Here is a 24,539-nt window from a genome sequence, read left to right as displayed (position 1 = left end):
GATCATGGCTGGCAACACCATGAACAGCATCGTCCGCATCCTCGCGCCAGCGCTCGCGCTGGTCCTTGCCGCCTGTGGCGGACAGGCCGAATCGCCGGGCACGCCGCCTTTGGCCGGGGCGCGTATCGGCGGGCCGTTCGTCCTGACCGATTCGTCCGGCAAGGTGGTGCGCGACACCGATTTCGCCGGCAAATGGCGGATCATGTATTTCGGCTATACCTATTGCCCCGATGTCTGCCCGGTCGATGTCCAGAACATCGCCGCGGGCGTGAAGGCGTTCGAGGAGGAGTCGCCCGAATTGGGGGCGAAGGTCGTGCCGATCTTCGTCACGGTCGATCCCGAACGCGATACGCCGGCGGTGGTCGGCAAGTTCGTCTCCGCCTTCCACCCGCGCATGGTCGGCCTGACCGGCAGTGCGCAGGCGATCGCCGACGCCGCGCGTGCGTACGGCGTCACCTATGCCAAGTCGCAGCCGCCCGGCGCCACCGAATATCTGATGGACCATAGCCGCACCGCGATCCTGATGGACCCACAGGGCCGCCCGGTCGCGCTGCTGCCGCAGGACGAGGGCGGGCCGGCGGTCGCCGCCGAGCTGAAGAAATGGGTCCGGTGAGCGGGCGTTTCTGGGAAGAGCTGCCGCTCGCCGCGCTCGACCGTGCGCAGTGGGAGGCGCTGTGCGACGGTTGCGGCAAATGCTGCCTGCACAAGCTGGAGGATGAGGATACCGGCGAAATCCATGCGACCAATGTCGCGTGCAAGCTGCTCGACCGGCGCATGGGCCAGTGCAGCGACTATCGCCACCGCCATGCCTATGTTCCCGAATGCGTCCGGCTGAACGCGCGCAATGTCGGCGAGATCGAATGGCTGCCCTCTACCTGTGCCTATCGGTTGCGGAACGAGGGCAAGCCGCTGCCCGACTGGCATTATCTGAACAGCGGCGACCGCGAGAGCGTGCATACCGCCGGCCAGTCGACGCGCGGCTGGACGGTGTCGGAGAATGACGTCGGCGACCTCGAACATCACCTGACCGACCGGACGCTGTGATCGACGGGGTCGAGGTCGTCCGCCATCCCCGCGCACGCGTCGCGCGGCTGTCGGTCGATCCGGCGACCGGGCGGGTACGGCTGACCGTGCCGAAGCGGATGGCGCTGGCCAAGGCGGTGGCCTGGGCCGGCGAGAAGGCGGAGTGGATCGCGGCACAGCGGGCAAAGCTGCCGCAAGGGCGGCCGTTCGTCGATGGCGCGGTAGTGCCGGTGGCGGATCGCGCGGTGCGGCTGGTGTGGGTTGAAGGAGGTTCGCGGACGGTGCGCTTCGTCCCTGCCGCCGACCGTGCCCCCGCGCAGGCGGGGGCCCAGGGCCAAGCAGAACAGCCGTCAGCGATTGGAGCTCTGAATCCCCGCCTGCGCGGGAATACGGCTGAGGATGACGAATGGGCGCTCACCTGTGGCGGCCCGATCGAACAATTCCCCGCCCGTATCGAACGCTGGCTGAAGCGCGAGGCACTGCGCCTGCTGACCGAGGATACCGCACATTATGCGGCAAAGGCCGGGGTCACCGTCGCGCAGGTCGCGGTCGGCGATCCGAAAGCGCGCTGGGGCAGTTGCAGTTCGAGCGGAACGATCCGCTACAGCTGGCGGCTGCTGCTCGCCCCCGGCCATGTCCGCCGCGCGACCGTCGCGCATGAGGTCGCGCACCGGGTGCATATGCATCACGGCCCGACCTTCCACGCGCTGTTCGCCACGTTGTTCGAGGGCGATCCCGACGCCGCCCGCCGCTGGTTGCGCGCGGAAGGGGCGGCGCTTCACTGGTTCGGGCGGGGGTCCTCTTCCGGGTAGCCAAGCGGGGGCTGGCGACGATCGGGCAGTGGCCGGCGCTGCGCCGGTGCCGGCTGATCGGGGCGCGGGCCGCGGCCGAGCGCGCGGTCGATCCAGTCCTGGTCGAGCTGTTCGTCGGGCACGCGCGGCTGCGCCGGTGCGTCGTCGCTCGGATCCACATCGCCCTGTTCGTGGCCGGTGCGCGGTTGTTCGATCGGATTGCCGTCGGGATCGACATAGACCCGGTCGTCGGGCGCGCCGTAATAGCTCTCCGCGTCGGGCTCCTCCTGCCATTCGGGCAGCGTCACCTTGGTATTGAACTCCTCGACCGGGCGGTTGGCCACCGCTTGGCGCATGAACGCGGCGAAGGCGCGCGCGGGGGCGGTGCCGCCCTGCAGACCGGCGACCGCCTTCGCATCGTCGCGGCCCATCCACACGCCGGTGGTGATGCCCGACGAGAAGCCCATGAACCAGCCGTCCTTGTACGACGTGGTCGTGCCGGTCTTGCCCGCGACCGGGCGGCCGATCTGCGCCGCGCGACCGGTGCCGGTGTTGACCGCGGTCTGGAGCAGGTCCGTCATCTGCTGCGCGACATAGGGCGCGACCAGTACCCGCGAACTGTCGACCTGATGCTGGTAGATCACCGATCCGTTGGCGGTGACGCGGGTAATGCCATAGGGCACAACCGCCGTCCCGCCGCTCGCGACCGAGGCATAGGCGCGGGTCAGGTCGATCAAGCGGACGTCCGACGTGCCGAGCACCATCGCCGGCTTGGTATTGATCGGGGTGGTGATGCCGAAGCGGCGCGCCATGTCGGCGACGGTCGCGAAGCCGACCTCCTGCCCCAGCCGCGCCGACACGGTGTTGAGCGAATAGGCGAAGGCGGTGCGCAGCGACACCTGCCCGCTGAAGCGGCGCGACGCGTTGCGCGGGGTCCAGCCGTCGATGGTGATCGGCGCGTCGTTGACTTGGCTGTCGGGGTTCATGCCGGCTTCGAGCGCCGCGAGATACACGAACAGCTTCCATGCCGACCCCGGCTGACGCGTCGCCTGCGTCGCGCGGTTGTATATCGACGACACATAATCCTTGCCCCCAACCAGCGCCCGCACCGCGCCGTCGCGGTCGAGCGCGACCAGCGCGCCCTGCACGCCGGCCGGGGCGTTGGCGCGGATCGCGGTATCGGCGCTTTGCTGCATCGCCGGGTCGAGCGTGGTCCACACGTCGAGCGGCGCCTCGGTCTCGTCGATCAGCGTTTCAAGCTGCGGCAGCGCCCAGTCGGTGAAATAGCGCACGCTGTTCTGCTGCGGTTCGGGGGCGAGCTTGATCGCCTGCGGATCGGCGTCCATCGCCTGCGCCGCGGTGATCGCGCCGGTTTCCTGCATCAGCTTCAGCACGACGCCGGCCCGCCCGACCGCCGCCTCGGCATCGGCAGTGGGGGAGTAGCGCGAGGGTGCCTTGACCAGCCCGGCGATCACCGCCGCTTCGGACAGCGACAGGCTGGTGCCGGGATGGTTGAAGAAGCGCCGCGACGCCGCGTCGATGCCGTAGGCGCCGCCGCCGAAATAGACCTTGTTGAGGTACAGCTCGAGGATCTGGTTCTTGGTGAACTTGCGCTCCAGCGCCAGCGCGAGGATGATCTCGCGGAACTTGCGCCCGACGGTATAGCTGTTCGACAGGAAAATGGTGCGCGCGACCTGCTGCGTGATCGTCGATGCGCCCTGCAACCGCCGGCCGGTGCCGCGATTCTCGATCGCGAACTTGGTGATTCGCGCCAGCGCCACCGGATCGACGCCCCAGTGCGAGCGGAAGCGGCGATCCTCGACCGCGACCATCGCCTCGCGCATCGGCGCCGGGATCTGCGAATACGGGATCCATTCGCCATAGCTCGGCCCGAGCGACACTAGAATCGACCCGTCGGCGGCGCGCACGCGAATCATCTGCCCATTGGGTGATGATTTGAGCTGGTTGAAGGACGGAATGTTCGATTTGGCGTTGTAGACCGCGACGACCAGCGCGATCGCCGCCATCACCGCCAGGCCCAAGCCGATCCCCAGCGTCCAGCGCAGGACGCGCCGCCAGCGGGAGGGAGCGGCGGCGGGCCGCTTCTGCGGACGTTGGGAAGAGCGTGCCATGAAGATGCGCCGGATACCGCTTCCATGCCAAGGGGCACAAGCCCTGTGCGGCGATGCGCGCCGGACTCGCCGCGTTCCGCACAACGAAAAAGGGCTCGCGTCGCCGCGAGCCCTTCTTCAAACCGATCGGCGGACGATCAGTTGTCGGTGATGAACGACGGCAGGCCGTTGCCGCCTTCGTTACCCTCTTCGCGACGCGGACGGTCGCCACGGTCGCGGCGCGGACCGCGATCGCCACCGTCGCGGCGGGGACCACGATCGCCGCCTTCGCCGCGGGGACCACGGTCGCCGCCATCACGACGCGGCCCGCGCGGGCCACGGTCGCCGCCTTCACGCGGTTCGCGCGCCGGGCGGGTGTCTTCCAGCTCGGCACCGGTTTCCTGATCGACGACACGCATCGACAGGCGCACCTTGCCGCGCGGATCGACTTCGAGAACCTTGACCTTCACTTCCTGCCCTTCGGACAGGACGTCGGCGACCTTCTCGACCCGCTCGTTGCGGATTTCGCTGACGTGGACGAGGCCGTCCTTGCCGCCCATGAAGTTCACGAACGCGCCGAAATCGACCAGGTTGACGACCTTGCCGTTGTAGATCTTGCCGACCTCGGCTTCTTCGACCAGTCCCTTGATCCAGTTAACGGCGGCTTCGATCTGCGCCGGATCGGACGACGACACCTTGATGACGCCCTCGTCGTCGATGTCGACCTTCGCGCCGGTGGTGGCGACGATCTCGCGGATCACCTTGCCGCCGGTGCCGATCACTTCGCGGATCTTCGACTTGTCGATCGAGAAGGTCTCGATGCGCGGCGCGTGGGCCGACAGCTCGGTGCGGGTTTCGCCCAGCGCCTTCGCCATTTCGCCGAGTATGTGGGCGCGGCCTTCATTGGCCTGCGCCAGCGCGACCTTCATGATCTCTTCGGTGATGCCGGCGATCTTGATGTCCATCTGCAGGCTGGTGATGCCTTCGCTGGTGCCCGCCACCTTGAAATCCATGTCGCCGAGGTGATCCTCGTCGCCCAGAATGTCGCTGATGACCGCATAGTCCTTGCCTTCGAGGATCAGGCCCATGGCGATGCCCGACACCGGACGCTTCAAGGGCACGCCTGCGTCCATCATCGACAGCGATCCGCCGCACACCGTCGCCATCGACGACGAGCCGTTCGACTCGGTGATGTCCGACAGGACGCGGATCGTGTAGGGGAACTCCTCCTTCGACGGCAGCACCGGGTTCAGCGCGCGCCACGCCAGCTTGCCGTGACCGACCTCGCGACGGCCCGGCGCACCGAAGCGACCGACTTCACCGACCGAATAGGGCGGGAAGTTGTAGTGCAGCATGAAGCGTTCATAGTGCAGGCCGTTCAGGCCGTCGATCATCTGCTCGGCGTCCTTGGTGCCGAGCGTGGTGGTGCAGATCGCCTGCGTTTCGCCGCGGGTGAACAGCGCCGAACCATGCGCGCGCGGCAGGAAGTGGACCATCGCCTCGATCGGGCGGACCGTCTTAGTATCGCGACCGTCGATGCGGCGGCCGTCTTTCAGGATGGCGGTGCGAACGATCTCGGCTTCCAGCTTCTTCACGAGCTTGAGCGTGCCGAGATACTGCGCCGGATCGCTTTCCTTCAGGTCGGCGAACGCGTCGCGCGCCTTGGTCCGGGCGTCGTTGATCGCGTTCTGGCGGGCCTGCTTGTCGGTCAGCTTGTAGGCGGCGGTCAGGTCCTTGCCGATCAGCGACCTCAGCTTCTTCTTGGCGGCCGACTGGTCGGCGACCGGTGCCAGTTCCCACGGATCCTTGGCAGCCTGTTCGGCCAGGTCGATGATGCAGTCGACGATCTTCTTCGACGCGTCGTGCGCGAACACGACGGCGCCCAGCATGACCTCTTCCGACAGCTCCTTGGCTTCGGATTCGACCATCATCACCGCATCGCCGGTGGCGGCAACGACCAAGTCGAGATCGCCTTCCTTCACCTGATCCAGCGTCGGGTTCAGGATGTAGTCGCCGTCCTGATAGCCGACGCGCGCCGCGCCGATCGGGCCCATGAACGGCACGCCCGAAATCGTCAGCGCCGCCGATGCCGCGATCATCGCGAGGATGTCGGGCTCGTTTTCGCCGTCATAGCTCAGCACCTGGGCGATGACGTTGATTTCGTTGTAAAAGCCTTCAGGGAACAGCGGGCGGATCGGACGGTCGATCAGGCGGCTGACCAGCGTTTCCTTTTCGGTGGCACCGCGCTCGCGCTTGAAGAAGCCGCCGGGGATGCGGCCCGCCGCCGAATATTTCTCCTGATAATGGACGGTCAGCGGAAAGAAGTCCTGCCCCTCCTTGACCGAGCGTGCGGCGGTGACCGCGCACAGCACCACCGTCTCGCCCAGCGTCGCGATGACCGCGCCGTCGGCCTGGCGAGCAACGCGGCCCGTTTCGAGGGTCAGCGTCTTGCCGCCCAGGTCCATGGTGCTTTTCTTGATATCAAACATGTCGTTTCCTTTACACCGGCGGCCCTATGCGCGCCGGGGCAGCTTGGATGGATGCCCATCCCGAGTGTCGGACCGTTTCGGCCCGGTGTCCCATGTCGCCGGATTGCGACGGGACGGCTTGGCCGGAGATCCGGTCGCAAAGCCTATACCCCGTTTTGCGGGGAATTTCGTGGGCGGAGTTGGCCGCCCCCCATGGAAAAAGGGCGGCCCGTCGGACCGCCCTTTCTTCGTTACTTCCGAAGGCCGAGCTTCGCGATCAGCGCGCTGTAGCGCTCCGCGTCCTTCTTCTTCAGATAGTCGAGCAGCGAACGCCGCTTGTTGACCAGCATCAGCAGACCGCGACGCGAGTGGTTGTCCTTCGCATGGGTCTTGAAATGCTCGGTCAGGTTCTGGATGCGGGTGGTCAGGATCGCGACCTGCACTTCGGGGCTGCCGGTGTCGCCTTCGGCGCGGGCATGTTCCTGGATGAGGGCCTGACGGTTTTCAGCAGTGATCGACATCGTCGTCCTTTCTATTCGAGGTTGAAGCCGCGGACGACCCGGGTTTCCCCGCCTTGGGTCTCGACCAGCGCCACCGGCACATCGTCCAGTGTCGCAAAGCCCAGACCATCCTCCGCTGCAAACCCGATCAGTCGAAGCCCCTTGCGGAGCCGCCCTGCCTGATCGGGGTCGAGGGACAGAGCCGGGATGTCGTCCAGCCCCGCCCCCAGTGGCAGGAGCGTTTCTTCAAGCGCGTGGCCCTTACCCAATTCCGCCAGTTTGTCCAGCGAAATGGCCGGGGCGAGGGTGAAGGGGCCGGCCTTGGTGCGGCGGAGCATGGTGACATGACCCACTGTGCCGAGCGCCAGCGCGATGTCGCGGGCGAGGCTGCGGATATAGGTGCCCTTCGAGACGAAGGCCGAAAGGGTGATTTCCTCAAGCTTCTCCCCGGGACGGGGAGGGGGACCATCCGCAGGATGGTGGAGGGGGGAGGCCTCGTCCACAACGGTTGCGTTGCGGGGCGCACCCTCTCCACCAGCTTCGCTGGTCCCCCTCCCCGTGCCAGGGAGGATTTGAAGTTCGAACACCGACACCTGGCGAGTCGCGAGGACGACTTCCTCGCCCTTGCGGGCAAGGTCATAGGCGCGTTCGCCATCGACCTTGAGCGCTGAATAGGCCGGCGGCACCTGCTCGATCGGTCCGGTAAATTGCGCCAGCACCGATTCGACACCGGCCAGCGTCGGCCGCACGGGCGACTCGGCGATCACCTTGCCCTCAAGGTCCAGCGTATCGGTCTGCACCCCGAACCGGATGGTGAAATCATAGACCTTCGACGCATCAAGCATCCGCCCAGCGAGCTTCGTCGCCTCGCCGATCGCCACCGGCAGCACGCCGCTCGCCAGCGGGTCGAGCGTGCCGCCATGGCCGACCTTGTGCTTGCCATAGCCGCCCTCGCGCAGCGCGCGCTTGACCGCCGACACGATCTGGGTCGAGCCGGGGCCGAGCGGCTTGTCGATGATGATCCAGCCGTGCATCAGCGCATTGCCTCGCAGAAATGGCGGCGGCACAGCGCGACATAGCGGTCGTTGCCGCCGATCTCGGTCTGTTGACCGGCGCGGACGGCATGGCCGTCTGCATCGACACGCAGGTTCATCGTCGCCTTGCGCCCGCAGGTGCAGACCGACTTGAGTTCGATCAGCGCGTCGGCAATCGCCAGCAGTCGCGCCGAGCCGGGGAACAGGTGCCCCAGGAAATCGGTGCGCAGGCCATAGGCCAGCACCGGCACGCCAAGTTCGTCGGCGATGCGGGCAAGCTGGTCGACCTGCCCCTCGGTCAGGAACTGCGCTTCGTCGACCAGCACGCAGCCAACCGGGTCGGCGGCGATACAGGCGTACAGGTCGCTGCTCTCATCGAACGGGATCGCGGGCGCCGACAGGCCGATGCGCGATCCGATCACGCCCATCCCCTCGCGCGTGTCGATCGCGGCGGTGAACAGCTTCGTCGTCAGCCCGCGCTCCCGATAGTTGAAATCGGCCTGAAGCAGGGTCGTCGATTTGCCGGCGTTCATCGACGCGTAGTAGAAATAGAGCTTGGCCACTCAGTCCTCGGCCGTACCATTGCCCGGTTCGAGGTCGCGCGCGACCTTGGGATCGCGCAGCAGCTGGTCGATACGGGTGCCTTCGTCGAAGCTTTCGTCGATCAGGAATTTGAGCTTCGCGGCATATTTCAGGTTCACCCGCCGCGCGACCTCCGACTGGAGATAGGCGGTGTTGGTGCGCAGCGCCTTCAGCACCACCTCCTCGTCCTTGCCGAGGAACGGTTTCACGAACACCGTCGCGTGGCGCAGGTCGGGCGACATGCGGACTTCGGTGACCGAGACGAAATGGCTGGCCAGCACGTCGTCATGCACGTCGCCGCGCGCGAGAATGTCCGAGAGGATGTGGCGGACCTGCTCGCCGACACGGAGCAGGCGGACCGAGCGGGTTTCTTGCGTGGAGTCTGACATGATCTAACCGAATTGACAGTGGAACCAGTGGCTGTCGAGTCGCTGGCACCAGATGGTGTGGTTGCCGAACACCCGTGCGATGTCGGCGGCGACCGGTCCGCCGTTCCAACCGCGCGCGGCGGCCATGCGGTCGGTCGGGTCGTGGACGATGGCGGCCCAAGTGCTGGTCGCAGCCATTACGGTGGGAAAGGCGATCCGCGATCCCGATCGTTCGATACCGGCGACGCCGCCTGGCACCGGGCCACCGGCAATCGCTCGATCAAACCCGCTACGCTCCGATCGCAACCGCCACCATGACGGCGCGACATGCGACCAATAGAGCGCGTTGCTTGCGAGGAACGCGGCGAAGGGGAGAGTGAATATCGGAATAAAGGTCGGCAACAGTGCCGGCATTCCTGCCGCGCGCCACCGCCAACTCCGTACCAGTCCGTCGATCAGCAGTCCCAGCCAGCACAGCGCCAGCAGACTAGCGACGACCGGTATCGCCCCATAGGAAAGAAGGTTGGCGACGAACAATGCCGCCGCCCCGCCGATCACCCAGGCGGCGGTGAAGCGCAACCGGGGGCGGAGGGTGGCGGCAAGGGTTGCCCCCTGCCGCCCGTCACTCACAGCGTGCGGTCGCGCAGTTCGACCTCATAGGTTTCAAGGAAGTCGCCCGCCTTGATATCGGTGAAGTTCTGCGTGAACGTGACACCGCATTCCAGACCCGCGCGCACTTCGGGGACATCGTCCTTGAAGCGACGCAGCGACGCGATCTCACCCTGGTAGATGATGACGTCGTTGCGGGTGATACGTGCCTTGAGCGCCTTGCGGATGATACCTTCGACCACCAGCAGACCCGCGGCCTTGCCATGTTTGCCCGCCGAGAAGACCTCGCGGATTTCGGCACGGCCGACGACCGTCTCGAACGCTTCCGGCCCCAGCGTACCTGCCATGCCCGCACGGATATCGTCGGTCAGCGTGTAGATGACGTCGTAATATTTCAACGCCACCTTGTTCCGCTCGGCAATCTCGCGCGCCTTGGCATTGGGACGGGTGTTGAAGCCGATGATCGGCGCTCCCGATGCCGCGGCCAGCGTCACGTCGCTCTCGGTGATGCCGCCGACGCCCGAATGCAGGATGCGCACCCGGATATCGTCGGTCGAAATCTTGTTGAGCGAGCCGACAATGGCCTCGACCGACCCTTGGGTATCGGCCTTGACCACCAGCGGATATTCGATCGCCTGCTTCGACTTCAGCGCCGAGAACATGCTTTCGAGGCTGGCCGGCGCCTGGGTCGTGCGCTTCTGAAGCAGCACGCCCTGACGATATTCGGCGACTTCGCGGGCACGGGCCTCGCTCTCGACGACCTGGAGCGGATCGCCCGCCATCGGTACGCCCGAAAGACCCAGTACCTCGACCGGAGTCGAGGGCCCTGCGGTCTTCACCTGGCGGCCCTTGTCGTCGATCAACGCGCGGACCTTGCCGCTTTCCGCGCCGACGACGAACACGTCACCGACCTTCAGCGTCCCGCGACGGACCAGCACTGTCGCGACTGGACCACGACCCTTGTCCAGCTTCGCCTCGATCACGCTGGCTTCGGCCGGGCGATCGGGGTTGGCCTGCAACTCGAGCAGTTCGGCCTGGAGCTGAATTTTCTCGATCAGCTGGTCGAGACCGGTCTTCTTGAGCGCCGACACTTCGACGTCCTGCGTTTCGCCGCCCATTTCCTCGACCTGCACGTCATGTTCGAGCAGGCGTTCGCGGATACGCTGCGGGTTCGCCTCGTGCTTGTCGACCTTGTTGATCGCGACGATCATCGGCTTGCCCGCGGCGCGGGTGTGATGGATCGCCTCGATCGTCTGCGGCATCAACCCGTCATCGGCCGCCACCGCGAGGATGACGATGTCGGTGACGTCGGCACCGCGCGCGCGCATTTCGCTGAACGCTTCGTGGCCGGGCGTGTCGAGGAAGGTGATCCGCGACTTGTCCTTCAGCGTGACCTGATAGGCGCCGATATGCTGGGTGATGCCACCGGCCTCACCGCGCACCACGTCGGTGCCGCGCAGAGCGTCGAGCAGCGACGTCTTGCCGTGATCCACGTGACCCATGATCGTGACGACCGGTGGACGCGGCTGCAACGCTTCGGCCGAGTCCTCGGCGGTATCGAGCGCCAGATCGACGTCCGAATCGCTGACGCGCACGATGTTGTGGCCGAATTCGGTTACCAGCAGTTCGGCAGTGTCCTGATCGATCGTCTGCGTCATCGTGACGGGCATGCCCATCTTGAAGAGCGTCTTGACCAGATCGGCACCCTTTTCCGCCATGCGGTTGGCGAGTTCCTGCACCGTGATCGCCTCGGGCACCTGCACGTCGCGGACCTGCTTGACCTGCGGTTCACGCGGACCGCCAAAGCCACGCTTTTCCTTCTCGCGTGCACGCTTGAGCGCGGCGAGGCTGCGCGAGCGTGCGCCGTCGTCGCCCAGCGCACGGGTGACGGTCAGCTTGCCCGACTGGCGACGATCGTCGCCCTTGCGGTCGCGCGACGGCGCGGGACGCGCCGGTTCGTTGCGACGCGGAGTCGCCTGTCCGGTGCCCGACGGCGTCGGGCGTGCGGTCTGGCCACCGGCAGCGGCGGTCCGGGCGGCCGGAGTCGCGGCCGCCGCCGGTGCGGGCGCGGGGGCCGGCTCGGGCTTGGGCTGTGGCTTCGGGATTTCCGGGCGCTGCACCGGAGTGAAGCGACGCGGTGCCGGCCGGTTGGGGTCGGCGGTCAGGATGATCGGCTGCGGTGCCGGCGTGGGTGCCGGGGCCGGACGCGGCGCGGGCTTGGCCTGCACCGGGGTAGGCTTCGGCGTGACCGGCGCGGGGGCAGGGGCGGGCGTCGGTTCCGGCGCTGCCGCGACCGGTTCCGGCTTCGGTGCCGGTTCGGGCGCAGGCGCAGGTGCTGCCTCGACCGGTGCGGGCGTCGGCTCGGGTGCCGGCGTCGGCGCAGGCGCTGGTTCGGCCACCGGCGCAGGCGCAGGAATCGGTTCCGGCGCAGGCGTCGGCTCGGCGGCAGCGCGTGCCTTTTCCTCGGCCCGAGCGCGCTCGGCTTCCGCCGCTTCACGGGCAAGGCGTTCGTCGCGACGACGATGTTCCTCGGCCGCGTTCATGCGGGCCTCTTCGGCCTCGCGCAGCAACTTGGCTTGCAACTCGTGGCGCGACAGGCCGGCATTGCTGCTGGCGGCCGGACGCGGGGCGGGGGCCGCCGGCGCGGGCGCCGGACGCTGCTGTGGCGCGGGCGCCGCTTCGGGGGCTGCCTGTTCGACAGGCTGCTGTTCTTCGCCGGGACGGCCAAGCACACGGCGGCGCTTCACCTCCACGACCACCGTGTTGGAGCGGCCATGGCTGAAGCTCTGCTTCACCTTGCCGGTTTCCACGGTGCGCTTGAGGCCGAGCGGCGCGCGGGTGCCCAGCTTCGGCTTGTCGTTGTCGATGTCGCTCATCCGGTTACTCAGGTTCCTGCTTCAATTGGTCGACGCCAATGTGTCCGACAACGTCCGTGCCGGAAAATTGCGCCGTCGATGCGCCCTGCGAAGATGTTTCGCAAGCCGTAGGGATAGGTTCGGGTCCGATAAAGTGCAGCCAGCGGGACAGCGCGTCATTGGCTCGCTGTGCCGCCCGTGCGTCGGTCAAGCCGACATGTACCACATTTTCGCGCCCAAGCGCCAATGACAATATGGTGCGTGGGACCGGCAATGCCAATCCCTTGCGCCCGGAACCTTCGTCATCGGTTCCGACACGCCATGCCTGCGCCAATTTTCCGGCGCCATCGGGGGCGGCATCGGACGCATGGTACAACGCGTACAACTTGCCGCTGCGTGCCGCCTTGTCGATCGCGGTGCCGCCGATCACGACGAAGCCCGACTTCGCCTCCAGCCCCATCCGGTCGAGCGCATGGCGCCGCAGCGCATCCTCGACCAGTTGCGGCAGGTCGGCGGGGATCGTCAACGCCGCGCTCTTGAACGCGCGCGCCAACGCGCCTTTCAACCGCCCCTTGGCGATCGCGGTTTCCAGCTCGGCACGCGTCACCCCGATCCACGCGCCGCGGCCGGGAGCCTTGGCACGGACATCGGGCAGCACGTCGCCGTCGGGCGAGAGCGCGAGTCGGACCAGCCCGTCGCGTGAGCCATGTTCACGCGACAGGATACAACTACGCTCGGGGCTGTCGGTTAGCCGCGCGGTGTCATTGTTCGGATTCCGCAACTGCGTCCTCCGACTCTTCGACCGCAGCGTCTTCATCGGCGAACCAATGGGCGCGGGCGGCCATGATGATCTCGTTACCCTGTTCGTCGGTCAGGCCATATTCGGCGAGGATGCCGCCCTTGGGCGTTTCGCGCTTCGGAGCGTCGTCGCCGCGACGGCGGGGTTCGGCCTTCTTCTTTTCGACCAGTTCGTCGGTGGCGAGGTCGGCGAGATCGTCGAGCGTTTTGATCCCCGCCTTGCCCAGCGTGACCAGCATCGCTTCGGTCAGATAGGGCAGTTCGGCCAGCGCATCCTCGACGCCCAGAGCACTGCGCTCTTCGCGCGCGGCCTGTTCGCGGCGCTCGATCGCTTCCTGCGCACGGCTTTGCAGCTCCTGCGCAAGGTCTTCGTCGAAGCCTTCGATGCTCGCCAGTTCCTCGATCTCGACATAGGCGACTTCTTCGAGTTCGCCGAACCCTTCAGCGACCAGCAGCTGCGCCAGCGTCTCGTCGACGTCGAGTTCCTTCTCGAACATGCCCGAGCGTTCGATGAATTCCTTCTGCCGCTTTTCCGACGCATCGGCTTCGGTCAGGATGTCGATCGCCTTGCCGGTCAGCTGGCTTGCCAAGCGGACATTCTGGCCGCGACGACCGATGGCGAGGCTCAGCTGATCGTCGGGAACGACGACCTCGATGCGGTCTTCCTCTTCGTCGAGCACCACGCGCGCGACGTTGGCCGGCTGTAGCGCGTTGACGACGAAGGTCGCGGTGTCGGGCGACCACGGGATGATGTCGATCTTTTCGCCCTGCATTTCCTGCACGACGGCCTGCACGCGGCTGCCCTTCATGCCGACACAGGCGCCGACCGGATCGATCGAGCCGTCATGCGAGATGACGCCGATCTTCGCGCGCGACCCCGGATCGCGGGCAGCGGCCTTGATCTCGATGATGCCGTCGTAGATTTCGGGCACTTCCTGCGCGAACAGCTTCTTCATGAAGTCGGGATGCGCGCGGCTGAGGAAGATCTGCGGGCCACGGTTTTCGCGGCGGACGTTCAGGATCAGCGAGCGGACGCGGTCGCCGACGCGGACCGCTTCGCGCGGGATCTGCTGGTCGCGGCGGATGACGCCCTCGGCGCGGCCGAGATCGACCACGACATGGCCGAATTCGACGCGCTTGACGACGCCGGTGATGATCTCACCCTGGCGATCCTTGAACTCTTCGAACTGGCGCTCGCGCTCGGCGTCGCGGACCTTTTGCAGGATGACCTGCTTCGATGCCTGCGCCTGGATACGGCCGAATTCGATCGGGGGCAGCGGGTCGACGATATAGTCGCCGACGGTCGCACCCTTCTGAAGCCGCTGCGCGTCCTTCTCGCCGATCTGCTTGAAGTGATCGTCGACCAGCTCGACGACTTCGAGCACGCGCCACAGGCGCAGGTCGCCGGTGTTCGGATCGAGCTTTGCACGAATGTCGTTTTCCGACCCGTAGCGCGTCTTGGCGGCGCGCTGGATCGCGTCCTCCATCGCCTCGATCACGATGGCCTTGTCGATCATCTTTTCCGATGCGACCGAATTCGCGATCGCGATCAGTTCCGCCCGGTTGGCGGTGACGGCGGTGGCCATGTCAGTTCAGTCCTTCTGCGTCAGCCGGTTCGTCGTCGGCAGGTTCGTCTTCATATTCGTCGGCGCCCTCGGTCGACAGCGGTGCCGTCGCCTTCAGGAGGGCATCGGTAATCAGGAGCTTGGCATCGACGATCGCGGCGAAGGGCACGGTCATCGCCTTGTGCTTGCGCACGTCGATGCTGACCTGCCCGCCCTCGGTGCCGAGCAGTATGCCGGTCAGCTGCTTGCGATTGTCGATCGGCGCATCGAGGGTCACGCGCGCCTCGAACCCCTTCCAGTCGTCATAATCGGCAAGGCGCGTCAGCGGCCGGTCGATGCCGGGCGACGAAACCTCCAGCCGATACGCTTCCTCGATCGGGTCCTTCTCGTCGAGCATGTCGGAGATGCGGCGCGACAGTTCGGCGCAGTCGTCGATGGTCAGCTGCCGCGTGTCGGGACGCTCGGCCATGACCTGCAGCGTCGGGTCCGACTTGCCGCCGATCATTTTCACGCGCACGAGTGCGAAGCCCAGCGCCTGCGCCTCGGGTTCGATCAATCGCGTCAGTTCGGCGATATCCGCCATGCCGTCTCCATCAGCTACGCCGCTTCGCTGCCGGTCCCTGTCGGGGCCGGCCTCGGCACGTTGGCGATGTCGAGGAAGCAACGTCCATATATGTAAAATTGCGTGTCTCGGCAAGGGGCGCAGGATCGTCACGCCCGACACGGCGTTGCCACCGGCAAAACCGTCTGTTCGAGAGGATTTCGCTGATGCTGCCGTTCCGTTCGCTGATTCCCGCCGCCGCCCTGCTGGCAGCGTGCAATGCCGGCAGCGATGTCGATGCCGCGCCGGTCGTAGTGTCGCCCGCACCGACCGCCACTGCGACACCGACACCGACACCGACGCCTAGCCCGACTACCGGCGGCGTGCCGTTCGCGACGCGCGAGGTGGCGACGTTCAATGCGCCATGGGCGATGACCTTCCTGCCCGACGGACGGATGCTGGTGACCGAAAAGGGCGGCACGCTGTTGCTGGTCAGTGCCGATGGCAGCCAGCGGACCACCGCCGCGACGATTCCGGTCGATTCGGCAGGGCAGGGCGGGTTGATGGACGTGGTGCTCGCCCCCGACTTCGCGAACAGCCGGCGCGTGTATCTCAGCTATTCGGTGGCGGGTGACGGCGGCAAGGGTGTGGTGCTCGCGCGCGGGGTGCTCGACGGCAACCGGGTGACCGGCATCACCGAACTGTTCCGCGCGACGCCGTTCGTCAGCGGTGACGGCCATTATTCGGGCCGCATCGCCTTTGCTCCCGATGGCCGACACCTGTTCTTCACCAATGGCGAACGGCAGAAATTCGATCCGGCGCAGGATCCCAAGGCGACGCTGGGCAAGGTGTTGCGCCTGACGCTCGACGGACAGCCGGCGGGCGATCCGGGACTGACGGCGCGGGGGTTCCATCCGGCGGTGTGGTCGTACGGGCACCGCAACCTGCTGGGCATCGCCTTCGACGCACAGGGCAATTTGTGGGAACAGGAAATGGGGCCGAAGGGCGGCGACGAGGTCAATCTGATCCTCGCCGGGCGCAACTATGGCTATCCTTTGGTGTCGGAAGGCGATCATTATGACGGGCGCCCGATCCCGCGGCACAGCACCCGCCCCGATCTGGAAGCACCCAAGGTCGCGTGGAACCCAGTGATCTCGCCGGGCGGGCTGATCGTCTATTCGGGCCGGATGTTCCCGCAATATGCCGGCGACCTGTTCATCGGCGGCCTGTCGAGCGAGGCACTGGTCCGGGTCGACGTCAACGGCACCAATGCCGCCAAGGGCGACCAATGGCCGATGAACGCCCGTATCCGCGAGGTGGAGGAGGGGCCGGACGGCGCAATCTGGGTGTTGCAGGACGGCGCCAATGCCAAGCTGCTGATGCTGACCCCGCGGGGTTAGAGACGGGCGAGCGTGGCCGGGTCGCGCTTACCACCATAGAAGGTGTCGAGGATCGCGGCGAACAAAGGCTCGCCGCCATCCGCCGCCACTTCGAACAGCGTCATCGACGAACGCAGCTTGATCGCGTCGATCGATCCGAGGATGCGGCCGATATCTTGTCCACGATGCGGCAACAGGGCCTGTGCCGATTCGCGGAGTCGCGGCCCGAGCAGCGGATGGTCAAGATAGGCGCGGGCCTCGGCGAGGTCGCGAATCGCGAAGTGGCGTGCGGTCGGGCTCTGGCCGAGTCCCGCGATCTGCGGAAACACGTACCACATCCAGTGGCTGCGCTTGGACCCGGCGCGCAATTCGATGAGCGCTTGCCGGTAGCTGTCGCGCTGTCCCTCGACGAAACGGTGCAGGTCGCTGTCCATCGACGGGACATGGGGAGGCGCGGCGGCATCGCCAGTGCTGACAACGTTTACCGTTGATCCGTATACCAAGGCTGGCCTAGCATGGTGGCACCAACGATCCTTGGGAGGGGACATGTACAAAAGCTGGATGGCGGCCGCTCTGGTTGCCGTGGTCGCTGCGCCGTCGACCGCGCAGACCGCCGAAGATTTCGCCGCGAAGGTCATCAATGCGCCGATGCCAGGCAGCCTGCAGGTCTATGGCATTCCCAAGCCAGCGCTGACGCGGACCAAGGATGTCGACGGCGGCAAGATGCTCAAGCTGGTGATCCCCGGCGCCGACAAGGACCCCTGGAAGATCCAGCTCCAGTCGCCGACCGTCGCGCCGGTGGCAAAGGGTGACCGCCTCGTCCTCGCCTTCCATGTCCGCGCGACCGGCATGCCGGCCGGCACCAAGGCGAAGATCGCGAGCGCCGGCATCCAGCTGAACAAGGAACCCTATACCACCATCCTCGGCGGGCCGATCGAAGTGGGTGAGGCGTTCGAGTTCCAGCAGGTGTCGGGCAGGGCCGATCGCGACTATGCGGCGGGCGAGCTGATGGCGTCGCTGCAACTGGCGACCGGCAAGCAAACCTTCGAATTCGGGCCGATGTTCATCATCAACCTCGACAAGAAGTGAGGCCGGGGGCGACGCGGGTCAGTCCCGCGTCGCCGTCAGAAAATAGTCGAGCGAGATATCGTCGGACAGCTTGAAGCCGTGCGTCGCCGAGAAGGCGAGGCCGGTCGGCGGCGATACGGTCATGCCGCCGTTGCGCAGATGCGCGGCAAGTTCGTCGGGGGTCAGGAACCGGTCCCAGTCGTGCGTGCCGCGCGGGATCAGGCCGATCCCCTCACCGACCGCGATCATCGCGAGGCGCGACAGCGCGGTGCGGTTGGGGGTCGACACGATCAGCAGCCCGCCCGGTGCCACCGCCTGCGTAAGGGCATGGGCGAAGGCGGCGGGATCGGCGACATGCTCGATCACCTCCAGCGAGGTGACGAGGTCGAACTGCCGCCCGGCGACCGCTTCGACGCCGCCGGCCAGATATTCGATCGACAGGCCGGATTGGGCGGCATGGGCGCTGGCCGCGCCGATATTCTCGGGCGCGGCATCGACGCCGGTCACTTGTCCACCCAACCGGGCGAGCGGTTCGGCGAGCAGCCCCGCGCCGCAGCCAACATCGAGCACCGTCCTGCCCGCCAGCGGGGTGAAGCCGAGCCCGTCGCCGCCCCAGTGCGAATCAATCGCCGACCGGAGGAAGGCGAGGCGCACCGGGTTCAGCCGGTGGAGCATCGCCGAGGTGCCATGCGGGTTCCACCAGTCGGCGGCGAGCTCGCCGAAATGCGCCGCCTCGCGCGCGACGACGCTTGATTGCGTGGGCGCCGCTTTTCCGGACATAAAGATTGCTTCGCTTGCGTTCGTCATGACGCTCTCCTATCAGCCGCCGCCATTCCCCCCAAGGATGAATGGCAAAACGCATGGCGCGGATCGTGATGAAGTTCGGTGGCACCTCGATGGCGGGGATCGAACGCATTCGCAACGTCGCCCAGCGCGTCAAGCGCGAGGTCGAATCGGGCAATCAGGTCGCGGTGGTCGTGTCGGCGATGGCGGGCGATACCGACCGGCTGGTCGGCTTCTGCCGCGAGGCGTCGGCGCTGTACGACCCGCGCGAATATGATGCGGTGGTGTCGTCGGGCGAACAGGTGACCAGCGGGCTGCTCGCCATCGCGCTACAGGCGATCGGGGTGTCCGCACGCTCGTGGCTCGGCTGGCAATTGCCGATCCGCACCAGCGACGCCCATGCGACCGCGCGCATCGAATCGATCGACACGGCCGCGCTCGACGAAAGCCTCGCCCGCGGCGAAGTGGCGGTGATCCCCGGGTTCCAGGGCGTGACCGACGACCATCGCATCACCACGCTGGGGCGCGGCGGGTCGGACACGTCGGCGGTGGCGATGGCGGCGGCGATGCAGGCCGATCGCTGCGACATCTACACCGATGTCGACGGCGTCTATACCACCGACCCGCGCATCGTGCCGCGCGCGCGCAAGCTGGCGCGGGTGACCTATGAGGAAATGCTCGAGCTCGCCTCGGTGGGGGCGAAGGTACTCCAGACCCGGTCGGTCGGGCTGGCGATGAAGGAACAGGTCCGCGTCCGCGTGCTGTCGTCGTTCGACGATACGCGCGACGAGGATGGATATCGTGGAACGCTGATCGTCGGCGAAGAGGAAGTGACGGACATGGAACGGCAGCTCATCACCGGCATCGCGCACGACAAGAACGAGGCGAAGATCACGCTGGTCGCGGTGCCCGATCGCCCCGGTGCGGTCGGATCGATCTTCGGCCCGCTGGCCGCCGCCGGCATCAATGTCGACATGATCGTACAGAACATCGCCCATTCGGCGGGGTCGACCGACGTGACCTTCACCGTGCCTGCCGCCGAACTGGCCCGCGCGCTTGACACGCTGGAAAAGGCGAGCGGCGATATCGGCTTCGCCAAGCTGCTCCACGACACGCGCGTCGCCAAGATCTCGATCGTCGGCGTCGGCATGCGGAGCCATGCGGGCGTCGCGTCGACCATGTTCCAGACGCTGGGCGACCGCGGCATCAATATCCAGGCGATCACCACGTCGGAGATCAAGGTCAGCGTGCTGATCGAAGAGGATTATACCGAACTGGCGGTGCGCGTGCTGCACACCGCCTATGGGCTGGACGCCGAGGCGTAACCAGATCCTCCACGCGGAGCGGGGAGGATTATTCGCCGATGAGGTGGACGGCGATCCGGCGCCGGTGGGCCGCGCGGCGGTGTTCGAACAGGTAGATCCCCTGCCAGGTGCCGAGCACGGGGCGGTGGCCGATCACCGGAATCGACATCGACGTATTGGTCAGCGCCGTGCGCAGATGCGCGGGCATGTCGTCGGGCCCTTCCTCGTCATGGGCATAGCGGTCGCTTTCCGGCGCGATGTGGCGGAAATAGCGTTCGAGGTCGTCGCGCGCCGCCTCGCTCGCATTCTCCTGCACCAGCAGCGAGGCCGAGGTGTGGTGGCAGAACAGCGTCAGCAGCCCGCTGGCGATGCCCGTCGCATCGACCCAGTGCCTCACCTGTCCGGTAATTAGCACCAGCCCCTGCCCGTTGGTGGTGACGATCAGTTCGCCATGTTCCTGTCGCATCATCGTCGCTGCTTGCCCGAAGCCGTCCCGGCGCGCTAGGCGGAGCAATGACCAATGTTTCGATCGGCGCCGAGCGCCTTGCGCGCCGCATGGCGCGTGGCTGTGATTTCCTGGGCACCGAGACCGCGATCCTGTGCGGCGCGATGTCGTGGGTGTCCGAGCGCAACCTCGTCGCCGCTATCTCCAATGCCGGCGGGTTCGGGGTGATCGCATGCGGGGCGATGACCCCCGAGCTGCTCGATGCCGAGATCGCCGGGACCAAGGCCCTGACGACCAAGCCGTTCGGCGTGAACCTCATCACCATGCATCCGGCATTGTTCGACCTGATTGCGGTGTGCGGACGGCATGGCGTGACCCATGTCGTGCTGGCCGGCGGCCTGCCGCCCAAGGGGTCGCTGGAGGCGATCAAGGCGACGGGTGCCAAGGTCATCGCCTTCGCGCCGGCGCTGGCACTCGCCAAGAAGCTGATCCGCTCGGGCGCCGACGCGCTGGTGATCGAGGGGATGGAGGCCGGTGGCCATATCGGGCCCGTCTCCACCAGCGTCTTGGCGCAGGAGATGCTGCCTGAGGTCGCCGATCAGGTGCCGGTGTTCGTCGCCGGCGGGATTGGTCGGGGCGAGGCGATCGCCGGTTACCTCGACATGGGCGCGGCGGGCGTGCAACTCGGCACGCGCTTCGTCTGCGCGACCGAATCGATCGCGCATCCGGCGTTCAAGAAGGCATTCCTGCGCGCCTCCGCCCGCGATGCGGTGGCGAGCGTACAGATCGACCCGCGCCTGCCGGTCATCCCGGTGCGCGCGCTGAAGAATGCCGGCGGCGAATTGTTCACCGCCAAGCAGCGCGAAGTCGCGCAAATGCTCGACGAGGGCGGCGTGGCGATGGCCGAGGCGCAGTTGCAGATCGAACATTATTGGGCAGGCGCGCTGCGCCGCGCGGTGATCGACGGCGATGTCGAGCATGGGAGCCTGATGGCCGGGCAGTCGGTCGGCATGGTGACGAAGGAAGAACCGGCGGCGGAGATCATCACCACGCTGATGGCCGAAGCCGCGCAGGCGCTGGAGAAGCGGGCGGCCTGAAGGTCAAAGTTCACTAAGTTCACACTCGCGCGATTTGTGTCGCGGACATGCCGGGTCGATCGGCGCGCGGTTTTTGACCGGTGCGGGTCGGGGCGGCGACGATGCGAAAGAGCGTTCGGCGAGCCTGTCATGGCTTGGCGGTGTAGGAAAGCGTCGTTCGGGGCAGGACAGGGCGATCTGTCCGCCCTTGCCGATTAGCGCGCTGGCGGGCCGTCTTCCTTCAGCCACGCCAGCGCCGGCTCCCGGTCCTCGAACAGCGCGACGTTCGGGGCGAGGCGCCTAGCCTGCATCTTCAACAGCGTGCTGTTGACGATGATCGCGATCCGGCGGGAGGACACGTTGGGGTCGGCGGCGATCTGTTCGAGCAGCGGCAGCACATCGCGCGGCTGAACTGCGAAGGGCGTCATGTCGAACAACGTGACCTGTTGTCCCAGCGTACAGCCCAGCGTCGGCAGGCGCGCGAGCGTGGTGGCCAGCGCGTCGCGGAACCGGGCGACGATCGCCGGGTCCCATAGCCCACGCAGTTCGATGTCGAGCAGCTTGCGCGCCGGATCGATCCGGATGGTGAAGGTAGCGTCGTCGATCTGCAGCGAATCGGGCATTCTAACCTATTCCGCCATCAGCGGTTTTTAGGCAACCGAACGCCGCCGATGTCGATCAATAGGCGCGGCGGACCGCAAATTCGACCGCCTCGACCATTGCATCCTTGGCGGGGCCATCGGGGAAGCGACCGATCGCGTCGATCGCGCGCTGGCCATAATGGCGGGCGCGGGCGAGCGTGTCGTCGACCGCGCGCGACGACTGGACCAGCTGGATCGCATGCGCGAAATCGGCGTCGCCCGCGCGCTTGCCCGACACCGCATCGCGCCAGAAGCCGCGTGCCGCTTCGTCGCCGCGGGCATAGGCGAGGATGACCGGCAGCGTCATCTTGCCTTCGCGGAAATCGTCGCCGGCATCCTTGCCCATGGTGTCGGCATCGGACACGTAATCGATCGCGTCGTCGACCAGCTGGAAGGCGATGCCGAGATTGCGGCCATAGGCGTCGAGCGCGGCCTCGTCGGCGTCGGAGCGTTCGGCGACGATCGCGGCGATGCGACAGGCGGCGGCGAACAGCGCGGCGGTCTTGGCGCCGATGATGTCGAGATAGCGATCCTCGGGCGTGTCGATGCGGCGGATCGCGGTCAACTGGTTGACTTCCCCTTCCGCGATGACCGCGGAGGCCCCCGACAGGACGCGCAGCGCCTTCAGGCTTTCCGCCTCGACCATCAGCTCGAAGCTCTTGGAGAACAGGAAGTCGCCGACCAGCACGCTGGCGGGATTGCCCCAAATGATGTTGGCGGTGCGCTTGCCGCGGCGCAGGTCGGACCCGTCGACGACATCGTCGTGGAGCAGCGTCGCGGTGTGGATGAATTCGACCGCCGCCGACAGCAGGTGATGGCGCGTGCCGCCATATCCGATCAGCTTCGCACAGGCGAGCGTGAGCATCGGCCGCATCCGCTTGCCCCCGCCCGCGATCAGATGGCCGGCGAGTTCGGGGATCAGCGGGATTTTCGACTGCATCCGGTCGAGGATCACCGCATTGACGCGATTCATGTCGTCGGCGACCAGCGCCATCAGCGGATCGAGCGAGGGTTCGGTCCGCTTGTCGAGGCGGTGCAGGGTAGCCGTCATGTCCCAGCGATGTGGCGGTTCATGTCGGCGAACGCAAGGGAAAGGCGGGGTTGCGCGACGCGCCCGGTCGCGCGAAAGGGGCACCCCGGCACCACTCGCCGTTCAGGAAGGATCGCCATGTCCGATGCGACGCTGCAACGCTTTCGCCAGAGCATCGACAATATCGATGCCGCGCTGGTCTTCCTGCTCGCCGAACGGTTCAAGGTGACGCAGGCGGTCGGTCGGTACAAAGCGGACGAAGGGCTGCCCGCCGCCGATCCGGGGCGCGAGGAGGCACAGATTGCGCGGCTGCGCGCGCTGGCCCGCGACGCCGATCTCGACCCCGAATTCTCCGAAAAATTCCTGCGGTTCATCATTGACGAGGTGATCCGCCATCACCGTTCGATGCAGGACGGCAGCAACAAGTGAGCGACGACCGGATCGTCTTCGCCCCCGACGATGTCGACCTGACCCGCTCGCCGCTGCGCCGCGACATTGCCGAGCCGACCTATGTGCTGGGCGCATTCAATCCGGCGCTGACGCGACTGCCGAACGGCAATCTGCTGCTGCTGGTGCGGATCGCCGAGGCGCTGCGCGAGCCGGTGCGCGGCGGGCAGGTACGGTCGATCCGCTGGACGCCGCAGGGCTATGTGCTCGACGCCTTCGCGGCCGATGCGGCGGACGTCCGCGACCCGCGGTTCTTCGCGCTGATGGGCGGGGCGTATCCGTTTCTCGGCCTCACCTCGCTGTCGTGGCTGTTGCCGGTCGAGCTGTCGGCCGATGGGCGGCGGGTGGTGGCAGTGCATTACGACCGCGCGGTCGAACCGTCCGCCGATTATGCGCAATACGGCATCGAGGATCCACGCATCGTCCGCATCGACGGCGCGTACTGGATGACGGTGTGCGGCGTGTCGGGCGGACGGCTGTGCACGGTGATGTACCGCTCGGACGACGGGTTCGACTGGCGGTCGCAGGGGATCGTGCTCGACCATGGCAACAAGGACATGGTGCCGTTCGAGGGGCGGGTGGGCGATCGCTTTGTCTCGCTCACCCGGCCGCTGTCGGATGCGTGGTTCGTCGCGGCACCCGATGGCGCGGAGGGAAGCGGGCCGAGCATCAACCTCGCCACCTCGCCCGACATGCTGCACTGGCGGCCGCTCAGCGAACCGGCGATCAGACCGTTGAAGGGGGCGGCGGCGTACAAGCTGGGTGGCGGCACGCCCCCGGTGCGGACGGCGCGCGGGTGGACGCTGCTGTATCATGGCGTCGAGAAACAGGGCGCGGTGGGGGTGTATCGCACCTATCGTGCGCTGATCGATGCCGATGCGACCCGGGTGCTGGAGCGCGACGAATCGGTCGCGGTGCTGGAGGCGGCGCCGGCGCTGATCGCGCCGATCGCGCACCAGGCCTATCTCCCGCAGCCGGTGGTGTTCACGACCGGGATCGTGGCCGATGGCGACGACTGGATCGTCGCGTCGGGCGAGGCGGATCTGGCGTGCCGGCTGACGCGGATCGCGGGGCGGCGGCTGGACTGATCCTCTGTTGTTACCTTTCCCGTTCGCTTCGAG

25 protein-coding genes are annotated in these 24,539 nt (G+C 66.8%); 9 read left to right on the top strand and 16 right to left on the bottom strand.

Annotated elements, in window-relative coordinates; all coding sequences use genetic code 11:
- Positions 1–4 precede the first annotated feature (4 nt).
- The 3 genes from ACTHQV_RS03555 to ACTHQV_RS03545 are packed head-to-tail and all read left to right on the top strand — an operon-like array spanning position 5 to position 1,835.
- The gene (locus ACTHQV_RS03555; RefSeq protein ID WP_440488408.1) at positions 5–613 is read left to right on the top strand and encodes an SCO family protein; all 609 of its coding nucleotides are present in this window, start codon (positions 5–7) and stop codon (positions 611–613) included.
- Complete coding sequence (locus ACTHQV_RS03550; RefSeq protein WP_440488407.1) at positions 601–1,044, top strand: YcgN family cysteine cluster protein; 444 nt, start codon at positions 601–603, stop codon at positions 1,042–1,044. Before ACTHQV_RS03555 ends, ACTHQV_RS03550 begins: the two co-directional genes overlap by 13 nt.
- A complete protein-coding gene (locus tag ACTHQV_RS03545; protein WP_440488406.1) occupies positions 1,041–1,835 on the top strand; it encodes a M48 family metallopeptidase in 795 nt (264 codons plus the stop codon). Before ACTHQV_RS03550 ends, ACTHQV_RS03545 begins: the two co-directional genes overlap by 4 nt.
- Here ACTHQV_RS03545 and ACTHQV_RS03540 read toward each other — a convergent pair.
- The 11 genes from ACTHQV_RS03540 to rimP form a co-directional block, all read right to left on the bottom strand.
- Positions 1,802–3,946 (bottom strand): PBP1A family penicillin-binding protein, encoded by a 2,145-nt coding sequence (locus tag ACTHQV_RS03540; protein ID WP_440488405.1) that lies wholly within the window; start codon positions 3,944–3,946, stop codon positions 1,802–1,804. The genes ACTHQV_RS03545 and ACTHQV_RS03540 overlap by 34 nt on opposite strands.
- Positions 3,947–4,083: 137 nt before the next feature.
- Positions 4,084–6,414: a polyribonucleotide nucleotidyltransferase gene (gene pnp, locus ACTHQV_RS03535; protein WP_440488404.1), complete on the bottom strand. Its 2,331-nt coding sequence runs from the start codon at positions 6,412–6,414 to the stop codon at positions 4,084–4,086.
- Between the two features lie 230 nt (positions 6,415–6,644).
- Complete coding sequence (gene rpsO / locus ACTHQV_RS03530; protein ID WP_242118915.1) at positions 6,645–6,914, bottom strand: 30S ribosomal protein S15; 270 nt, start codon at positions 6,912–6,914, stop codon at positions 6,645–6,647.
- Between the two features lie 11 nt (positions 6,915–6,925).
- Positions 6,926–7,927: a tRNA pseudouridine(55) synthase TruB gene (gene truB / locus ACTHQV_RS03525; RefSeq protein ID WP_440488403.1), complete on the bottom strand. Its 1,002-nt coding sequence runs from the start codon at positions 7,925–7,927 to the stop codon at positions 6,926–6,928.
- Positions 7,927–8,490 carry a thymidine kinase gene (locus tag ACTHQV_RS03520; protein ID WP_440488402.1) on the bottom strand — a complete coding sequence of 188 codons (564 nt, stop codon included), beginning with the start codon at positions 8,488–8,490 and terminating at the stop codon, positions 7,927–7,929. The genes truB and ACTHQV_RS03520 overlap by 1 nt, the downstream gene beginning before the upstream one ends.
- Positions 8,491–8,898 (bottom strand): 30S ribosome-binding factor RbfA, encoded by a 408-nt coding sequence (rbfA, locus tag ACTHQV_RS03515; protein WP_440488401.1) that lies wholly within the window; start codon positions 8,896–8,898, stop codon positions 8,491–8,493.
- A gap of 3 nt (positions 8,899–8,901) precedes the next feature.
- Positions 8,902–9,507, bottom strand: coding sequence for a hypothetical protein (locus tag ACTHQV_RS03510; protein ID WP_440488400.1), 606 nt, complete (start codon positions 9,505–9,507; stop codon positions 8,902–8,904).
- Positions 9,504–12,362: a translation initiation factor IF-2 gene (gene infB, locus ACTHQV_RS03505; RefSeq protein WP_440488399.1), complete on the bottom strand. Its 2,859-nt coding sequence runs from the start codon at positions 12,360–12,362 to the stop codon at positions 9,504–9,506. Before infB ends, ACTHQV_RS03510 begins: the two co-directional genes overlap by 4 nt.
- Before the next feature lie 4 nt (positions 12,363–12,366).
- Positions 12,367–13,122 (bottom strand): DUF448 domain-containing protein, encoded by a 756-nt coding sequence (locus tag ACTHQV_RS03500; RefSeq protein WP_440488398.1) that lies wholly within the window; start codon positions 13,120–13,122, stop codon positions 12,367–12,369.
- The gene (nusA, locus tag ACTHQV_RS03495) at positions 13,103–14,725 is read right to left on the bottom strand and encodes a transcription termination factor NusA (RefSeq protein WP_440488397.1); all 1,623 of its coding nucleotides are present in this window, start codon (positions 14,723–14,725) and stop codon (positions 13,103–13,105) included. The genes ACTHQV_RS03500 and nusA overlap by 20 nt, the downstream gene beginning before the upstream one ends.
- A 1-nt stretch (position 14,726) precedes the next feature.
- Positions 14,727–15,287: a ribosome maturation protein RimP gene (rimP, locus tag ACTHQV_RS03490; protein ID WP_440488396.1), complete on the bottom strand. Its 561-nt coding sequence runs from the start codon at positions 15,285–15,287 to the stop codon at positions 14,727–14,729.
- Positions 15,288–15,472: 185 nt separating this feature from the next.
- Here rimP and ACTHQV_RS03485 point away from each other — a divergent pair, with 185 nt between their 5' ends.
- Positions 15,473–16,645, top strand: a complete 1,173-nt coding sequence (locus ACTHQV_RS03485; protein ID WP_440488395.1) for a PQQ-dependent sugar dehydrogenase — start codon at positions 15,473–15,475, stop codon at positions 16,643–16,645.
- Here the strand turns inward: ACTHQV_RS03485 and ACTHQV_RS03480 are convergent.
- A complete protein-coding gene (locus tag ACTHQV_RS03480; protein WP_440488394.1) occupies positions 16,642–17,058 on the bottom strand; it encodes a DUF1810 domain-containing protein in 417 nt (138 codons plus the stop codon). The two genes, ACTHQV_RS03485 and ACTHQV_RS03480, sit on opposite strands and share 4 nt — an antisense overlap.
- Before the next feature lie 127 nt (positions 17,059–17,185).
- On the opposite strand from ACTHQV_RS03480, the gene ACTHQV_RS03475 reads away from it, so the two are divergent.
- Complete coding sequence (locus ACTHQV_RS03475; protein ID WP_440488393.1) at positions 17,186–17,713, top strand: hypothetical protein; 528 nt, start codon at positions 17,186–17,188, stop codon at positions 17,711–17,713.
- Between the two features lie 18 nt (positions 17,714–17,731).
- Here the strand turns inward: ACTHQV_RS03475 and ubiG are convergent, their stop codons facing one another.
- Entirely contained in the window at positions 17,732–18,472 is a 741-nt protein-coding gene (gene ubiG / locus ACTHQV_RS03470; RefSeq protein ID WP_440488392.1) for a bifunctional 2-polyprenyl-6-hydroxyphenol methylase/3-demethylubiquinol 3-O-methyltransferase UbiG, read from the bottom strand.
- Positions 18,473–18,552: 80 nt separating this feature from the next.
- On the opposite strand from ubiG, the gene ACTHQV_RS03465 reads away from it, so the two are divergent.
- On the top strand, positions 18,553–19,800 hold the full coding sequence (locus ACTHQV_RS03465) for an aspartate kinase (protein WP_440488870.1): 1,248 nt from the start codon (positions 18,553–18,555) through the stop codon (positions 19,798–19,800).
- Positions 19,801–19,828: 28 nt separating this feature from the next.
- On the opposite strand, the gene ACTHQV_RS03460 is transcribed toward ACTHQV_RS03465, so the two are convergent.
- Positions 19,829–20,245: a secondary thiamine-phosphate synthase enzyme YjbQ gene (locus ACTHQV_RS03460; RefSeq protein ID WP_440488869.1), complete on the bottom strand. Its 417-nt coding sequence runs from the start codon at positions 20,243–20,245 to the stop codon at positions 19,829–19,831.
- Between the two features lie 47 nt (positions 20,246–20,292).
- Between ACTHQV_RS03460 and ACTHQV_RS03455 the strand changes: the two genes are divergently transcribed.
- Positions 20,293–21,321 carry an NAD(P)H-dependent flavin oxidoreductase gene (locus ACTHQV_RS03455; RefSeq protein WP_440488391.1) on the top strand — a complete coding sequence of 343 codons (1,029 nt, stop codon included), beginning with the start codon at positions 20,293–20,295 and terminating at the stop codon, positions 21,319–21,321.
- Positions 21,322–21,515: 194 nt separating this feature from the next.
- Here the strand turns inward: ACTHQV_RS03455 and ACTHQV_RS03450 are convergent, their stop codons facing one another.
- Together ACTHQV_RS03450 and ACTHQV_RS03445 are read right to left on the bottom strand one after the other, a co-directional pair.
- Positions 21,516–21,923, bottom strand: a complete 408-nt coding sequence (locus tag ACTHQV_RS03450; protein ID WP_440488390.1) for a hypothetical protein — start codon at positions 21,921–21,923, stop codon at positions 21,516–21,518.
- A 55-nt stretch (positions 21,924–21,978) separates the two neighbouring features.
- Positions 21,979–22,992, bottom strand: a complete 1,014-nt coding sequence (locus ACTHQV_RS03445; protein ID WP_440488389.1) for a polyprenyl synthetase family protein — start codon at positions 22,990–22,992, stop codon at positions 21,979–21,981.
- Between the two features lie 117 nt (positions 22,993–23,109).
- On the opposite strand from ACTHQV_RS03445, the gene ACTHQV_RS03440 reads away from it, so the two are divergent.
- Positions 23,110–23,400 carry a chorismate mutase gene (locus ACTHQV_RS03440; RefSeq protein WP_440488388.1) on the top strand — a complete coding sequence of 97 codons (291 nt, stop codon included), beginning with the start codon at positions 23,110–23,112 and terminating at the stop codon, positions 23,398–23,400.
- Positions 23,397–24,506: a glycosidase gene (locus ACTHQV_RS03435; RefSeq protein ID WP_440488387.1), complete on the top strand. Its 1,110-nt coding sequence runs from the start codon at positions 23,397–23,399 to the stop codon at positions 24,504–24,506. Before ACTHQV_RS03440 ends, ACTHQV_RS03435 begins: the two co-directional genes overlap by 4 nt.
- Positions 24,507–24,539 lie beyond the last annotated feature (33 nt).

Source organism: Sphingomonas sp. SAFR-052 (genome assembly GCF_051965015.1).
Taxonomy (GTDB): Bacteria; Pseudomonadota; Alphaproteobacteria; order Sphingomonadales; family Sphingomonadaceae; genus Sphingomonas.
This window is presented reverse-complemented; position numbering and strand designations above follow the sequence as displayed.

Excerpts from the sequence above, each read along its gene's own strand:
- ACTHQV_RS03555 (WP_440488408.1), top strand. The coding sequence starts at position 5 with ATGGCTGGCAACACCATGAACAGCATCGTCCGCATCCTCGCGCCAGCG.
- ACTHQV_RS03550 (WP_440488407.1), top strand. The coding sequence starts at position 601 with ATGGGTCCGGTGAGCGGGCGTTTCTGGGAAGAGCTGCCGCTCGCCGCG.
- ACTHQV_RS03540 (WP_440488405.1), bottom strand. The coding sequence starts at position 3,946 with ATGGCACGCTCTTCCCAACGTCCGCAGAAGCGGCCCGCCGCCGCTCCC.
- pnp (WP_440488404.1), bottom strand. The coding sequence starts at position 6,414 with ATGTTTGATATCAAGAAAAGCACCATGGACCTGGGCGGCAAGACGCTG.
- rpsO (WP_242118915.1), bottom strand. The coding sequence starts at position 6,914 with ATGTCGATCACTGCTGAAAACCGTCAGGCCCTCATCCAGGAACATGCC.
- truB (WP_440488403.1), bottom strand. The coding sequence starts at position 7,927 with ATGCACGGCTGGATCATCATCGACAAGCCGCTCGGCCCCGGCTCGACC.
- rbfA (WP_440488401.1), bottom strand. The coding sequence starts at position 8,898 with ATGTCAGACTCCACGCAAGAAACCCGCTCGGTCCGCCTGCTCCGTGTC.
- infB (WP_440488399.1), bottom strand. The coding sequence starts at position 12,362 with ATGAGCGACATCGACAACGACAAGCCGAAGCTGGGCACCCGCGCGCCG.
- nusA (WP_440488397.1), bottom strand. The coding sequence starts at position 14,725 with ATGGCCACCGCCGTCACCGCCAACCGGGCGGAACTGATCGCGATCGCG.
- rimP (WP_440488396.1), bottom strand. The coding sequence starts at position 15,287 with ATGGCGGATATCGCCGAACTGACGCGATTGATCGAACCCGAGGCGCAG.
- ACTHQV_RS03485 (WP_440488395.1), top strand. The coding sequence starts at position 15,473 with ATGCTGCCGTTCCGTTCGCTGATTCCCGCCGCCGCCCTGCTGGCAGCG.
- ACTHQV_RS03480 (WP_440488394.1), bottom strand. The coding sequence starts at position 17,058 with ATGGACAGCGACCTGCACCGTTTCGTCGAGGGACAGCGCGACAGCTAC.
- ACTHQV_RS03475 (WP_440488393.1), top strand. The coding sequence starts at position 17,186 with ATGGCGGCCGCTCTGGTTGCCGTGGTCGCTGCGCCGTCGACCGCGCAG.
- ubiG (WP_440488392.1), bottom strand. The coding sequence starts at position 18,472 with ATGTCCGGAAAAGCGGCGCCCACGCAATCAAGCGTCGTCGCGCGCGAG.
- ACTHQV_RS03465 (WP_440488870.1), top strand. The coding sequence starts at position 18,553 with ATGGCGCGGATCGTGATGAAGTTCGGTGGCACCTCGATGGCGGGGATC.
- ACTHQV_RS03460 (WP_440488869.1), bottom strand. The coding sequence starts at position 20,245 with ATGCGACAGGAACATGGCGAACTGATCGTCACCACCAACGGGCAGGGG.
- ACTHQV_RS03455 (WP_440488391.1), top strand. The coding sequence starts at position 20,293 with ATGACCAATGTTTCGATCGGCGCCGAGCGCCTTGCGCGCCGCATGGCG.
- ACTHQV_RS03450 (WP_440488390.1), bottom strand. The coding sequence starts at position 21,923 with ATGCCCGATTCGCTGCAGATCGACGACGCTACCTTCACCATCCGGATC.
- ACTHQV_RS03445 (WP_440488389.1), bottom strand. The coding sequence starts at position 22,992 with ATGACGGCTACCCTGCACCGCCTCGACAAGCGGACCGAACCCTCGCTC.
- ACTHQV_RS03440 (WP_440488388.1), top strand. The coding sequence starts at position 23,110 with ATGTCCGATGCGACGCTGCAACGCTTTCGCCAGAGCATCGACAATATC.